9 protein-coding genes, 1 pseudogene and 1 riboswitch are annotated in these 12,424 nt (G+C 74.3%); of the genes and pseudogenes, 8 read left to right on the forward strand and 2 right to left on the reverse strand.

Features of this window, described 5'->3' with window-relative positions; translation table 11 throughout:
* Window positions 1–243: 243 nt before the first annotated feature.
* Together H180DRAFT_RS08215 and H180DRAFT_RS08220 are read right to left on the reverse strand one after the other, a co-directional pair.
* Window positions 244–1,500: an alpha/beta hydrolase gene (locus H180DRAFT_RS08215; RefSeq protein ID WP_055485345.1), complete on the reverse strand. Its 1,257-nt coding sequence runs from the start codon at window positions 1,498–1,500 to the stop codon at window positions 244–246.
* Between the two features lie 117 nt (window positions 1,501–1,617).
* Entirely contained in the window at window positions 1,618–2,277 is a 660-nt protein-coding gene (locus tag H180DRAFT_RS08220) for a class II aldolase/adducin family protein (RefSeq protein ID WP_055485346.1), read from the reverse strand.
* Window positions 2,278–2,494: 217 nt separating this feature from the next.
* On the opposite strand from H180DRAFT_RS08220, the gene H180DRAFT_RS08225 reads away from it, so the two are divergent.
* The 8 genes and pseudogenes from H180DRAFT_RS08225 to H180DRAFT_RS30340 form a co-directional block, all read left to right on the forward strand.
* A complete protein-coding gene (locus H180DRAFT_RS08225) occupies window positions 2,495–3,826 on the forward strand; it encodes an inorganic phosphate transporter (RefSeq protein ID WP_055485347.1) in 1,332 nt (443 codons plus the stop codon).
* Window positions 3,827–3,972: 146 nt separating this feature from the next.
* The gene (locus H180DRAFT_RS08230; protein WP_055485348.1) at window positions 3,973–4,203 is read left to right on the forward strand and encodes a hypothetical protein; all 231 of its coding nucleotides are present in this window, start codon (window positions 3,973–3,975) and stop codon (window positions 4,201–4,203) included.
* A gap of 231 nt (window positions 4,204–4,434) precedes the next feature.
* Window positions 4,435–4,567: riboswitch (cobalamin riboswitch) on the forward strand.
* Between the two features lie 323 nt (window positions 4,568–4,890).
* A complete protein-coding gene (locus H180DRAFT_RS08235) occupies window positions 4,891–5,871 on the forward strand; it encodes a cobalamin biosynthesis protein (protein WP_055485598.1) in 981 nt (326 codons plus the stop codon).
* The gene (locus H180DRAFT_RS08240; RefSeq protein ID WP_079099975.1) at window positions 5,868–7,511 is read left to right on the forward strand and encodes a cobyric acid synthase; all 1,644 of its coding nucleotides are present in this window, start codon (window positions 5,868–5,870) and stop codon (window positions 7,509–7,511) included. The genes H180DRAFT_RS08235 and H180DRAFT_RS08240 overlap by 4 nt, the downstream gene beginning before the upstream one ends.
* A gap of 208 nt (window positions 7,512–7,719) precedes the next feature.
* Window positions 7,720–9,906: a putative cobaltochelatase gene (locus H180DRAFT_RS08245; protein ID WP_079099943.1), complete on the forward strand. Its 2,187-nt coding sequence runs from the start codon at window positions 7,720–7,722 to the stop codon at window positions 9,904–9,906.
* Window positions 9,906–10,505: a cob(I)yrinic acid a,c-diamide adenosyltransferase gene (gene cobO, locus H180DRAFT_RS08250; RefSeq protein WP_055485350.1), complete on the forward strand. Its 600-nt coding sequence runs from the start codon at window positions 9,906–9,908 to the stop codon at window positions 10,503–10,505. Before H180DRAFT_RS08245 ends, cobO begins: the two co-directional genes overlap by 1 nt.
* A 4-nt stretch (window positions 10,506–10,509) precedes the next feature.
* Window positions 10,510–11,907, forward strand: a complete 1,398-nt coding sequence (locus H180DRAFT_RS08255; RefSeq protein ID WP_175437739.1) for a cobyrinic acid a,c-diamide synthase CobB — start codon at window positions 10,510–10,512, stop codon at window positions 11,905–11,907.
* 41 nt (window positions 11,908–11,948) lie between these two features.
* A pseudogene (locus H180DRAFT_RS30340) lies at window positions 11,949–12,350 on the forward strand (cobalamin biosynthesis protein); the annotation flags it as partial.
* Between the last annotated feature and the right edge of the window lie 74 nt (window positions 12,351–12,424).

Here is a 12,424-nt window from a genome sequence, read left to right on the forward strand (position 1 = left end):
GTGAAAGCGGACGCCCTCACCTCCCCGGTCCCGGGCGGCCCGCGGCCACGCGTCCCCGCCCTCACGGCAGTTTCCCCGCTGCGGTGCCCCGGCAGCGGTCACCCGCTGTCGTTGCGCCGCTGTGGTTGTCCGCCCGCGTCGCCTCACCCTGGTGCCGCCGGCCGGGGCCGGCTTCCCGGGCTCCGCCGCCGCGCGCGTGTGGCGCGTTCCGTCGCGGCCGCCGGGCCTGCGGCCTGTGCCCGGCTACATCAACGGCGTCAGGAACTGCCGCAGCCGCTTCTCGTACTCCTCGGGGTCGGCGTTCCACATCGCCGCGTGCGGGGCGCTGGGCACCGTCTGCAGGCTGACCAACTCGCTTCGGCTGTCGGCGAGTTCCTTCGAGCGCTGCCAGGAGGCGACGGTGTCTTCGGGTCCGTGCAGCAGCAGGGCCGGGACGTCCAGTGCGGCCGGGTCCGCGATCCGCCGCATCCTCTCCGGCTCGACGTGCGCACGCCCCTGAGCGGCGCGTTGTGCGAGCGGCAGCAGCGCGCGCGGGGTGTGCCGGGAGACCGCCAGCGCCCGCACGGCCGCCCACCAGTCCAGTACGGGCGAGTCGAGCACGAGGCCCGCGATCCTGCCGACGGCTTCGGGGGCCACGCCGCCGTCGGGCGCGGGGCCGCTCCCGTCCCCTTCTCCGGCGGCCGGTCCGGGACGGCGCCGGCTCAGCTCACCGGCCGCGCGCAGCGCCATGGAGGCACCGGCGGACCAGCCGTGCAGAACGACGCGGGCAGCGCCGTTGCGTACCGCATGGGCGACCGCGGCCCCGGCATCACGCCATTCGGTGCCGCCGAGATGACGTACGCCGTCGGGCGGGGGCGGGGCCCCGGCGTCGCCGCGGTAGGAGAGGCCCAGCACGGGAATCCTGAGCCCTGCGTAGAAGGGAAGCAGCGGCAGCGCCTGGGCGGGGGTCGCGCCGAGCCCGTGCAGGGTGACGACCCAGGTGTCGCGATCGCCGGGCATGAACCAGGCGGGCAGCGGGCCGAGTTCACCGGGCACCTCGACCGCGGTGCGGGAGACGGCACCGTCGATGATCTGCATGCCGTCGGCGCCCGCGAAGGACTCGTCCGGGTACAGCTGCGGGGTGAGCCACACCTTCGTGCCGGGCCTGAGTTCGCCGCGGCCCACCCACTGCAGGCGGCGCACCACCGTGTCGGCGGGCGCCTTGGAGGGCTCGCCGTCCAGTACGGGGCCGACGACGGCATGGCAGTTCCGCCCGACCAGCCCGTAGACGCCCGGGAGCTGAGCGGTCAGGGAACGGGTGAGGGAGACGTGGCCGTCGCCGACGTCGTGGACCGTGAGCGGAGGTCCGCCGAATCCCGCGGGAAGCTGCAGGCCCGCGGCCGCTCTTCCGGTGCGCGCGGGCCGCAGGGCCGCGTCGGCGGCGTACCGTCCGGCGGCCAGTGCCGCGGCGGCGGCGGCCGTCAATGAGGTGGCGGCGAGGGCCGCGTTGCGCAGACGCATTGAGCCAGTGTCGTTCACGGAGCGGCCACGGGGCCAGTACCGCCGTACGGGGCGGACGGACCGACTCCCGGCCGCGGCCCGTGCGTCCGCATGCCGGCGGGCGCCGCGGCGCGCCGTTCACCGCCCGCCGGGCCGCTGCCCGTGTCCCCTGAACTTCTCTTCCACACGGGCGAGTTCGCCGTCGGGGATGAGTGAGGGCGTGCGCCCGGGCAGCGAGGACGCCGCCAGCCAGACCCGGCACATCCACTCCAGCTGTGCGGTGCGGTCGTAGGCCTGGGCGAGGTTCCCGCCGTAGGCGACGGTGCCGTGGTTCTGCAGCAGACAGGCGCGGCGGCCGTCGAGGGCGGCGCGTACGTGCGCGGCGAGTTCGTCGCTGCCGAACGTGGCGTAGGGCGCGACGCGTACGGGGCCTCCCAGTTCGGCCGTGATGTAGTGAACGGCGGGGACTTCGCGCACAAGCGTGGAGACGGCGGTGGCGTGCACCGCGTGGGTGTGCACCACCGCGCGTGCTTCGGTGTGCCGGTAGACGGCAAGATGCATGGGGAGTTCGCTGGTCGGCGACAGGTTGCCGGCCGTGCGCCGCCCTTCGAGGTCCACGGCGCACAACTCGGCGTCACCGAGGCGGTCACAGGCGAGACCGCTCGGGGTCACCAGTACCGTCTCCCCCACGCGCACGGAGAGATTGCCGGAGGTGCCCACGACGAGCCCCTCGGCCGTCGCACGTCGAGCGGTGTCCACCAGCTCCCGCCAGGCGCCGAGCAATTCAGCCGGATCCACGGCCTGTTCCTCCTCTGCTGCTGTTCTCCGCGGGCGCCGCCGGGCCGCCCGGAGGCGGAGGCGCAGGGCCGGGGCACCGGCGGGAGGGGTGGGTGACGCCGCTCACAACAGACCCCGTGGGGTGACACCCGGAAGCCCGCCGCAGTTCACCTTCCGTTCACCCATGCTTCCTACGTTCACCTGGACATCAACCATCGAGCTGATTGTGCCTGGGTGAATGGAACACATCACGCTTCTCATCGGGATCGTGATCGTCACGGCCCTGGTGTTCGACTTCACGAACGGGTTCCACGACACGGCCAACGCCATGGCCACCACCATCTCCACCGGGGCACTCAAGCCCAAGACAGCGGTGGCGATGTCGGCGGTCCTCAACCTCGTAGGGGCGTTCCTGTCCGTCGAGGTCGCCAAGACCATCTCATCGGGAATCATCGATGAAGGCTCCGGCATCCGGCCCGAAGTGATCTTCGCGGGGCTGGTCGGAGCGATCATCTGGAATCTGCTGACCTGGCTCGCGGGGCTTCCCTCGAGTTCCTCCCACGCGCTGATGGGCGGCCTCCTCGGTGCCACCGTGGCCTCCGTCGGTTTCGGCGCCGTCAACGGCGGCACCGTGGTGATGAAGGTCCTCATTCCGGCCGTCGCCGCTCCGCTCGTCGCCGGCCTCGCCGCTCTCTTCGCCACACGGCTGACCTACCGGGCGGCACGCAACGCCGACGAGCAGCAGACCGCCAAGGGCTACCGCGCGGGGCAGATCACCTCCGCCGGGCTGGTCTCCCTGGCACACGGCACCAACGACGCGCAGAAGACCATGGGTGTCATCACCCTCGCCCTGATCACCGGCGGCGTGATCGCCCCGCAGTCGGACCCGCCGACCTGGGTGATCGTCTCGGCCGGCCTGGCCATCGCCCTCGGTACCTACCTGGGCGGCTGGCGGATCATCCGCACCATGGGCAACGGCATCACCGACATCAAGCCCCCGCAGGGATTCGCCGCGCAGACCTCCGCCGCGGTCACCATCCTCGCCTCCTCCCACATCGGCTTCTCCCTCTCCACCACGCACGTGTGCTCCGGAGCCATCATGGGCTCGGGAGTCGGCCGCAAGGGCGGCGTCGTGCGCTGGTCGACGGCGGCCCGCATGGTGGCGGGCTGGGGGCTGACGCTGCCGGCGGCCGCGCTCGTCGCGGGCGGTGCGGCGGTACTGGCACGGCAGGGCGACTGGGGCATCACCACGGTCGCGGTGCTCGCGCTCGCCATCAGCGGCGGCATCTGGCTGCTCTCGCGCCGTCAGCCCGTCGACCACACGAACGTCAACGACGTGTCCCTGCCCGGGACTTCCGGATCTCAGCCGGCCGGTGCGGTCACGGCCGCGCTGGATGCCGTCGCGCCGCCGCCCGCGGCCGCCCCGGCCCACACCACGGCCAACGCCCCTGCCCACGCCACGGCCGGCAGCAACGGGGCCCCGGAGAGGACCCCCGAGGGCGCCGCCACGGCGGGTCCGGCTCCGCAGGCCGAGACGGAACCCAGGAAAGCGGCCTCCACGCTCGGCTAGGGGCTGTGCGCCGCTGCGTTCCGCGGACTCGGGAACGCACCGGCGCCGCCCCCGGCGAGCAGTCACGGCGAACAAGCAGTCACAACCGGACCAGACGCCCGGACCGCGGATCGAACGGCCCGGCATGAGAGCAGACAGGAAACGCTATGGACATCGACTGGGCAGCGCTCGGCGAGGTATTCGGCGTGAGCCTCGTGGCCACCGTCGGCCTGGTGGGCGTGTTCACACTCGGCATCGTGGGTACGTCCGCCGGCAAGGCGGACGGCTCGCAGCGCGGTGGTGCGTCCGTGCTGGGGCGCACCGGAGCGTACGCGTGCTTCGCACTGTGCGCGGCGGCCGTCGCGTACGGCATCTACATCCTCACCGCCGCGTCCTGAACCACTGGGCGCCGGAAGGCTGTTGACAGCAGCGTCAAGCACCACCCGAACGGCACCTGAAGGGGTACGGAGCACCGCTCCGTACCCCTTCTCCGCTTTCGCCGCGCCGCTGCTCCCCCATGCCGCGGCGCGGGCGCCGTGTGCCTGCTCACACTCTCCCGTCGCAGGTCAAGGGCGAGTTGACGCCCCTCCTGGTACGTGGTGGACTGCCGAGTGCCCAACGGCGGCAGGAGAGGAAGCCGGTGCGAATCCGGCGCGGTCCCGCCACTGTCACCGGGGAGCGCACCCCCAACCGACGGCCACGGCCCCTTCGTTCGAGGGCTGGAAGGCCGGGGGACGCAGCGATCCGGGAGCCAGGAGACTCTCGTCGCCGGAACGTCGAACCAGGGCGAGGACCCTGAGTGAGGACTCCGTCATGCGTGGCTTGCCAGCCTCTCCCGCGTCCAGGCGCCCGTTCAACTCCGTTCCCGCGTCCGGCCCCGCGTCCAGGCGCCCGTTCAACTCCGTTCCCGCACCCGGCCCCACCTCCAGCTCCGCGTCCGGCTCCGCCACGGCTGCCGCTGCCGCGCACGTCCCCGCCCGGCTCCGCGGCGGCGTGAACGTCCGCGTCCGGTGCGGGCAGGGTCCGCGACGCGGCCGAGCCGGTTCCGGCATGCTCCTCCGAGGCACGACGACGGCACGCTGACGGTGCGGGCTCATCACGCCCACATCTGCAGCGCGGCCCTCGGTCAGCTGGGCGACGCGCTGCTGGGCGACCCCCGTCGCGCGCACCCGGTCGCCGCCTTCGGCCGGGCCGCCGCCGCTGCCGAGCGGGTTCTGTGGCGGGACGACAGGGCGGCCGGCGCCCTGCACACCGCGCTGAGCGTCGCCGGCGCCGTCTCCGCCGTGGCCGCACTCTCGCGCACCGCACGCATCCTCGCCGGCGCGGGCGGCCCGGCCCTCGTCGACGCCGCGGTGACCTGGACCGTGCTGGGCGGTACCGGGCTGCGCCGGGAGGCCCTCGCCGTCGCCACCGCGCTGGAGGAGGGTGATGTGGCGGGCGCGAGGCGGCTGTTGCCGCATCTGTGCGGCCGCGACCCGCAGGCACTGGACCGGGACGCCATCGCGCGGGCCGTCGTGGAGTCGGTGGCGGAGAACACCTCGGACGCCGTCGTGGGGGCCATGGTGTGGGGGGCGGTCGCCGGGGCGCCCGGCATGGCCGCCTTCCGCGCGGTCAACACCCTCGACGCGATGTTCGGTCACCGCTCGCCGCGTCACCTGCGCTTCGGCTGGGCGGCAGCCCGCCTGGACGACGCCGCCGGATGGCCGGGCGCACGGCTGACGGCCGCGCTGGCCGCGCTCGCCGGCCCGTCGCCGCGTGGGGCGCTGCGTGCCTGGCGGGCCGACGCGCACAGGCATCCCAGCCCCAACGCGGGCCCTGTCGAAGCCTCGTTCGCGGGTGCGCTGGGCGTGCGTCTGGGCGGCACCCTCGCCTACGGGGGACGCACCGAGCACCGTCCGGTTCTCAACTCCCCCGGACGCGCCGTGCGTTCGGAGGACATCGCGTCAGCGGTCCGTCTCTCGCGACGGGTCGGCCTGCTGGCGCTGCTGGTGACCTCGGCGGCCGGTGCGCTCGGCAGGAAGTGCCGGGCGGACGGGAAACGCCGGGCGGAGAGGCGGAGTCGATGACGGCGGCCGGTGAGTACGGCGGGCACGTGCCGGGCGGCAGGACCGGCGGCCACGTCGGAGGCCGGGACGCGCACGGGAGCGGCGGCGGACTGCTCGTGGCGGGTACGACCTCCGACGCGGGCAAGAGCGTGGTGACGGCGGGCATCTGCCGCTGGCTGGCGCGCAAGGGCCTGAAGGTCGCGCCGTTCAAGGCGCAGAACATGTCGCTCAATTCGTACGTGACGCTCGACGGCGCCGAGATCGGCCGTGCGCAGGCCATGCAGGCTGCCGCCGCCCGCACCGAGCCGACGGCTCTGATGAATCCCGTGCTGCTCAAGCCCGGCAGCGACAGCAGCAGCCAGGTTGTGCTGCTCGGCAGGGCTGTCGGCGAGATGAGCGCGGGCGGCTACCACTCCGGCAGGCAGGAGCGGCTGCTGGAGACAGTCGCGGACTGCCTCGCCGAGCTGCGGCGCACGCACGACGCGGTGATCTGCGAGGGCGCCGGCAGCCCCGCCGAGATCAACCTCCGCCGCACCGACATCGTCAACATGGGCCTGGCCAGGGCCGCCGGCCTGCCCGTCGTGGTCGTCGGGGACATCGACCGCGGCGGCGTCTTCGCCTCCTTCTTCGGCACGACGGCGCTGCTGGCGGGCGGGGACCAGGAGCTGCTTGCGGGCTACGTCGTCAACAAGTTCCGCGGCGACGTGCGGCTGCTGGAGCCCGGCCTGGAGATGCTCCAGGGGCTGACGGGGCGGCCCGTGCTGGGCGTGCTGCCCTTCCGGCACGGGCTGGGCATCGACGAGGAGGACGGGCTGAGGGTGTCCCTGCGCGGCACCGTCCGCGAGTCCGCGCCGGCCCCGGCCCACGGCAGCGACGTGCTGCGCATCGCGGTCGTGCCGGTCCCGTTGATGTCGAACTTCACCGACGTCGACGCCCTTGCCGCCGAACCCGGCGTCGTCGTGCGGTTCACCGACCGCCCCGAGGAACTCACCGACGCCGACCTGGTCGTACTCCCGGGCACCCGCGGCACGGTGCGGGCCCTGGCGTGGCTGCGCGAGCGCGGACTCGCGGACGCGGTGCGCAGCCGCGCGGCCGAAGGCCTGCCCGTCCTCGGCATCTGCGGCGGCTTCCAGATGCTGGGCGAGCTGATCGAGGACGACATCGAGTCGCGGGCCGGCACCGTGGAGGGGCTGGGGCTGCTGCCGGTGCGCGTGCGCTTCGCGCGTGAGAAGACGCTCGCGCGTCCCTCCGGCCGGGCCCTGGGCGAGCACGCCGAGGGCTACGAGATCCACCACGGAGTCGCCGAAGTGCTCGGCGGCGACGCCGTGTTCACCGGCGTGGACGGCGGGGCCCAGGACGGCTGCCGGTCCGGAGCCGTGTGGGGCACGCACTGGCACGGGTCGCTGGAGAGCGACGGCTTCCGGCGGGCCTTCCTGCGCCGGGTGGCCTCCGACGCGGGACGTTCCGGGTTCGTACCGGCGCCGGACACCGACTTCGCGGCGCTGCGCGAGGAGCAGCTGGACAACCTGGGCGACCTCATCGAGGAGCACGCCGACACTGACGCGCTGCTCCGGCTGATCGAGGACGGCCCGCCTCCGGGCCTGCCGTTCATAGCACCGGGCGCGCCCCGGGCGGCACCGCACGCGGGAGGGGCCGCATGAGAGCCGACCTGAACGGCCGCCCGAACGGGCCGGGCAGCGCCGCCGGGCGGCCCGGACAAGCACGAACGGCCACGGTGCGCACGGCGGTTGCCGGCTGCCGAGCCGCACACGGGCGCCCCGGCGGCACGCACCTTCACGCTCGCGCACACGGTTCCCCGCACCGCGGGCACCGCACGCACGAAGACCGGCCCCGAGGAGAGAAGAGGGCATGAGCATCCCCTATCCGTTCACCGCGCTCGTCGGAATGCGGGACATGCAGCTCGGACTGCTGCTGAACTCGGTGAACCCCGCCATCGGCGGCGTCCTCATCCGCGGCGAGAAGGGAACCGCGAAGAGCACCGCCGTCCGGGCCCTGGCCTCGCTGCTGCCGCAGCAGCGAGTCGTTCCCGGCTGCCGCTTCTCCTGCGACCCGGCGGCGCCGGACCCCGGATGTCCCGACGGGCCGCACGAGTTCGGAGGGGATGGACAGCCGCGTGCGGCGAACCTCGTCGAACTGCCCGTCGGCGCGTCCGAGGACCGTCTCGTGGGGGCGCTCGACATCGAACGGGCCCTCTCGGAGGGCGTGAAGGCGTTCGAACCGGGTCTGCTGGCGGACGCGCACCGCGGCGTGCTCTACGTCGACGAGGTCAACCTGCTGCACGACCACCTCGTCGACCTGCTGCTGGACGCGGCGGCCATGGGCTCCTCGTACGTGGAGCGCGAGGGCGTGTCGGTACGTCACGCATCGCGGTTCCTGCTCGTCGGGACGATGAATCCCGAAGAGGGCGAACTGCGCCCGCAGTTGCTGGACCGGTTCGGACTGACGGTGGAGGTGACCGCCTCCCGGGAGACGGACGAACGCGTGGACGTCGTGCGCCGCCGTCTCGCCTACGACGCCGATCCCGCGGCGTTCGCGGCGAAGTGGGCGGCGGAGGAGGACGCACTGCGCGAAAGCATCGCCGCGGCACGCGAGTTGCTCCCCCGGGTGCGGCTCGGCGACGCGGTGCTGCGGCAGATCGCGGCGACGTGCGCAGCGTTCGAGGTGGACGGCATGCGGGCGGACCTGGTGATGGCCCGCACCGCCACGGCACTGGCCGCCTGGGCCGGCCGCACCGGCGTCACGCAGGAGGACGTACGGCAGGCGGCGCTGCTGGCGCTTCCCCACCGGCGCAGGCGCAACCCGTTCGACGCGCCGGGGCTGGACGAGGACAAGCTGGACGAGACCCTCCAGCAGCACTCCGGGCCCGACGACGGCGACGACCCCGACCCCGGCCCCGACGACCCGGACGGGCCCGACGGCGGCGGCACCCCGCCCCCGCAGCAGCCCGGCGGCAGCCCGGACCAGGAGACGTCCCCGCCCGGTGAGCAGCCGCCGCCGCAGGACGAGCAGCAGGACGCACCGCAGGAACAGCCGTCGCCGCCGGCCGCCTCCGCCGAGGAAGGCCCGAACGCGAACGACGACGAGGACGACCCGGGCAAGGCCCCGGGCGCCTCCGGCGGCGCGGCCCCGCAGCAGCCCGCCGCGCCCGCCTCCGAGCCGTTCCGCGCCCGCACCCTCTACGTCCCCGGCCTGGGCGAGGGCGCGGCCGGCAACCGCTCCCGGGCCCGCACCGCGCACGGCCGCACCACGGGCGCCCGGAAGCCGCAGGGCACGCTGGGACGGCTGCATCTCGCGGCCACCGTGCAGGCCGCGGCCCCGCACCAGCGCGCACGCGGACGTGACGGCCGGGGACTGCTGCTGCGCCGGGACGATCTGCGCGAGGCCGTGCGGGAGGGCCGCGAGGGAAACCTCGTCCTCTTCCTCGTGGACGCCTCCGGCTCGATGGCCGCACGGCAGCGGATGAGCGCGGTCAAGGGCGCCGTGCTGTCACTGCTGCTGGACGCCTACCAACGGCGGGACAAGGTCGGCATGGTCACCTTCCGCCGAGCCGGGGCGGAGGTCGCCCTGCCGCCGACCTCGTCCGTCGAAGCGGCCGCCGCGCGGCTGGAGTCGCTGCCGACCGGAGGCCGCACGCCCCTGGCGGAGGGGCTGCTGAAGGCCCGTGAGGTGCTGCGCGTGGAGCGCCTGCGCGATCCGTCCCGCCGTCCGCTCGTGGTCGCCGTCACCGACGGGCGGGCCACCGGCGGTGCCGAGCCCGTGGAACGCGCGCGGCGCGCGGCGCGGCTGCTGGCGGCCGACGGCACGGCGTCGGTGGTCCTCGACTGCGAAGCCGGGCCGGTGCGGCTCGGGCTCGCCGGCGCGCTCGCCGCCGACCTGGGCGGCAGCGCCGTGACGTTGGAGGAGCTGCGCGCGGACGCGGTCACCGACCTCGTACGGCACGCGACGGACCCGCGCGCCGGCACCACGGCACCCGCTGCCGCATCCGCCGCCTCGGATTCCCCGCACACACAGCCACAGACTCGGAGGGCCGCATAGTGCCGAAGGGACAGCCCAGCTCCGTACCCGACGACGGACTCACCACACGCCAGCGCCGCAACCGGCCGCTGCTGGCCGTGCACACCGGTCCGGGAAAGGGCAAGTCGACGGCCGCGTTCGGTCTGGCGCTGCGCGCGTGGAACCAGGGATGGCCGGTCGGGGTGTTCCAGTTCGTGAAGTCGGCCAAGTGGAAGGTCGGCGAGGAGCGTGCCCTGCGGGTGCTCGGTGCGAGCGGTGAGGGCGGCACGGTCGACTGGCACAAGATGGGCGAGGGCTGGTCCTGGATCCAGCGCGACGGCGAGATGAGCAACGAGGAGGCGGCGCGCGAGGGTTGGGAGCAGGTCAAGCGCGACCTGGCCGCCGGGACCTACCGCCTGTACGTGCTCGACGAGTTCGCCTATCCGCTGCACTGGGGCTGGATCGGCACGGACGAGGTGGTCTCGGTGCTGGGCGAGCGTCCGGGCACCCAGCACGTGGTGATCACGGGCCGCAACGTGCCCCCGGAACTGATCGACGCGGCCGATCTGGTCACGGAGATGTCCAAGGTGAAGCACCCCATGGACACCGGCCAGAAGGGCCAGCGGGGCATCGAGTGGTGAGCGCATGAGCGAGCGCTGCGTGAACCCACCGCGTCTCGTCGTCGCGGCACCGTCCTCCGGGAGCGGCAAGACGACGGTGGCGACGGGGATGATGGCCGCCTTCACGGAGGCGGGTCTGACCGTCTCCGCGCACAAGGCCGGGCCGGATTACATCGATCCGGGGTACCACGCGCTGGCCACCGGCCGCCCGGGGCGCAATCTCGACGCGTACCTGTGCGGCCCCGAGCGGATCGCACCTCTCTTCGCGCACGCGGCCGCCGGAACCCAACTGGCCGTCGTGGAAGGTGTGATGGGCCTGTTCGACGGTGCCGCCGGCGGGGGTGATCTGGCCTCGACCGCACAGGTGGCGAAGCTGCTCAAGGCGCCGGTGGTGCTCGTGGTGGACGCCTCGTCGCAGTCGCGTTCCGTCGCCGCGCTGGTGCACGGATTCGCGTCGTGGGACCCGGAGTTGCGGGTGGCGGGCGTCGTGCTGAACAAGGTCGCCTCCAGCCTGCACGAGGCCCTGCTGCGCGACGCGCTGGAGGGCTCCGGTGTGCCGGTGCTGGGCGCGCTTCGCCGGGACGCCGGCGCGGACACGCCCTCCAGGCACCTCGGGTTGGTGCCGGCCGCCGAACGGCGGGCCGAGGCGGTGGAGTCCGTGGCTGCGCTGGCCGCCCGTGTGCGTGAGGGCTGCGACATGGAGGCGCTGCTGGCGCTGGCGCGCAGCGCTCCCCCGCTGCCCGTCACGCCGTGGGAGGCGGCGGCCGAGGTGGGCGGGCGCGCTCCTTCGGTGAACCGCGGCGAGCGGCCCCTCGTAGCCGTCGCCGGAGGCGCCGCGTTCACCTTCTCCTACGCGGAACATGCCGAACTGCTCCGCGCCGCCGGTGCGGAGACCGTCGTCTTCGATCCGCTGCGCGACGAGAGCCTGCCCGAGGGCACGCGCGGGCTCGTCGTCGGGGGAGGCTTCCCCGAGGTGTACGGGCCGCAGCTGTCGGCGAACAAGCCGCTGCGCCTCGCGGTGCGCGAATTCGTCGCCGCCGGGGGCCCCGTGGCGGCCGAGTGCGCGGGAATGCTGTACCTGGCCGCCGAACTGGACGGGGAAGAGATGTGCGGGGTGCTGGACGGCGCGGCCCGCATGACCGGGCGGCTCACGCTCGGCTACCGCGAGGCCGTCGCCGTCGACGACAACGTTCTGGCGCCGGCCGGACTGCGGGTGCGAGGGCACGAGTTCCACCGCACCACGCTCGAACCCCGCGCCGGTTCCCCACCCGCGTGGGGTCTGGTGCGCCCGGAGCGGCGCAAGGAGGGCTTCGTGGGCGGCCCCTCCGGCAACGTCCACGCGTCGTACCTGCATGTGCACTGGGCCGCCGCGCCCGTGATGGCCCGCCGGTTCGTGGAGAAGTGCATCCCGTGCCGGGGCTGACCGGCACGGGAACCGGCACGGACGACGCCACGGACGACGGCGTGCCTCGTGCGCCGTCGCTCGTGGTCGGAGTGGGTGCCGGCCGGGGTGTGAGCGGCGGCGAAGTGCTCGGCCTGATCGGGCGGGTGCTCGACGGGGCGGGGCTTTCCCTGTGCTGCGTAACGGAGTTGGCGACGGCCGAGGCGAAAGCGGGTGAACCGGGGCTGCTCGCGGCCGCGGACCGGCTGCGACTGCCACTGCGCGCCTACACCGCCGATGTCCTCGCCGCCGTCGAGGTGCCGAATCCCTCCGACGTGCCGCGGGCCGCCGTCGGGACGCCCTCCGTCGCGGAGGCCGCCGCCCTGGCCGCCGCCGGCGAGGGCGGCCTGCTGATCGTGCCCAAGGCCAAGTCCGCGCCACCGAACGGTTCTCCGGCCAGGGCCACCGCTGCCGTGGCACGCCGCGGGCGGGCGGGCAACCCTGCGGCCGCCGACGGCGTCTCCGGGAGTCGCGGTCCGGCGAGGGCCGCCGCCGCGCC

This window comes from Streptomyces sp. WMMB 322 (genome assembly GCF_900090145.1).
Taxonomy (GTDB): Bacteria; Actinomycetota; Actinomycetes; order Streptomycetales; family Streptomycetaceae; genus Streptomyces.

Bases quoted from the DNA above. Each gene is read 5' to 3' on its own strand.
- H180DRAFT_RS08215 (WP_055485345.1), bottom strand. From the start codon at position 1,500: ATGCGTCTGCGCAACGCGGCCCTCGCCGCCACCTCATTGACGGCCGCC.
- H180DRAFT_RS08225 (WP_055485347.1), top strand. From the start codon at position 2,495: ATGGAACACATCACGCTTCTCATCGGGATCGTGATCGTCACGGCCCTG.
- H180DRAFT_RS08230 (WP_055485348.1), top strand. From the start codon at position 3,973: ATGGACATCGACTGGGCAGCGCTCGGCGAGGTATTCGGCGTGAGCCTC.
- H180DRAFT_RS08240 (WP_079099975.1), top strand. From the start codon at position 5,868: ATGACGGCGGCCGGTGAGTACGGCGGGCACGTGCCGGGCGGCAGGACC.
- H180DRAFT_RS08245 (WP_079099943.1), top strand. From the start codon at position 7,720: ATGAGCATCCCCTATCCGTTCACCGCGCTCGTCGGAATGCGGGACATG.
- H180DRAFT_RS08255 (WP_175437739.1), top strand. From the start codon at position 10,510: ATGAGCGAGCGCTGCGTGAACCCACCGCGTCTCGTCGTCGCGGCACCG.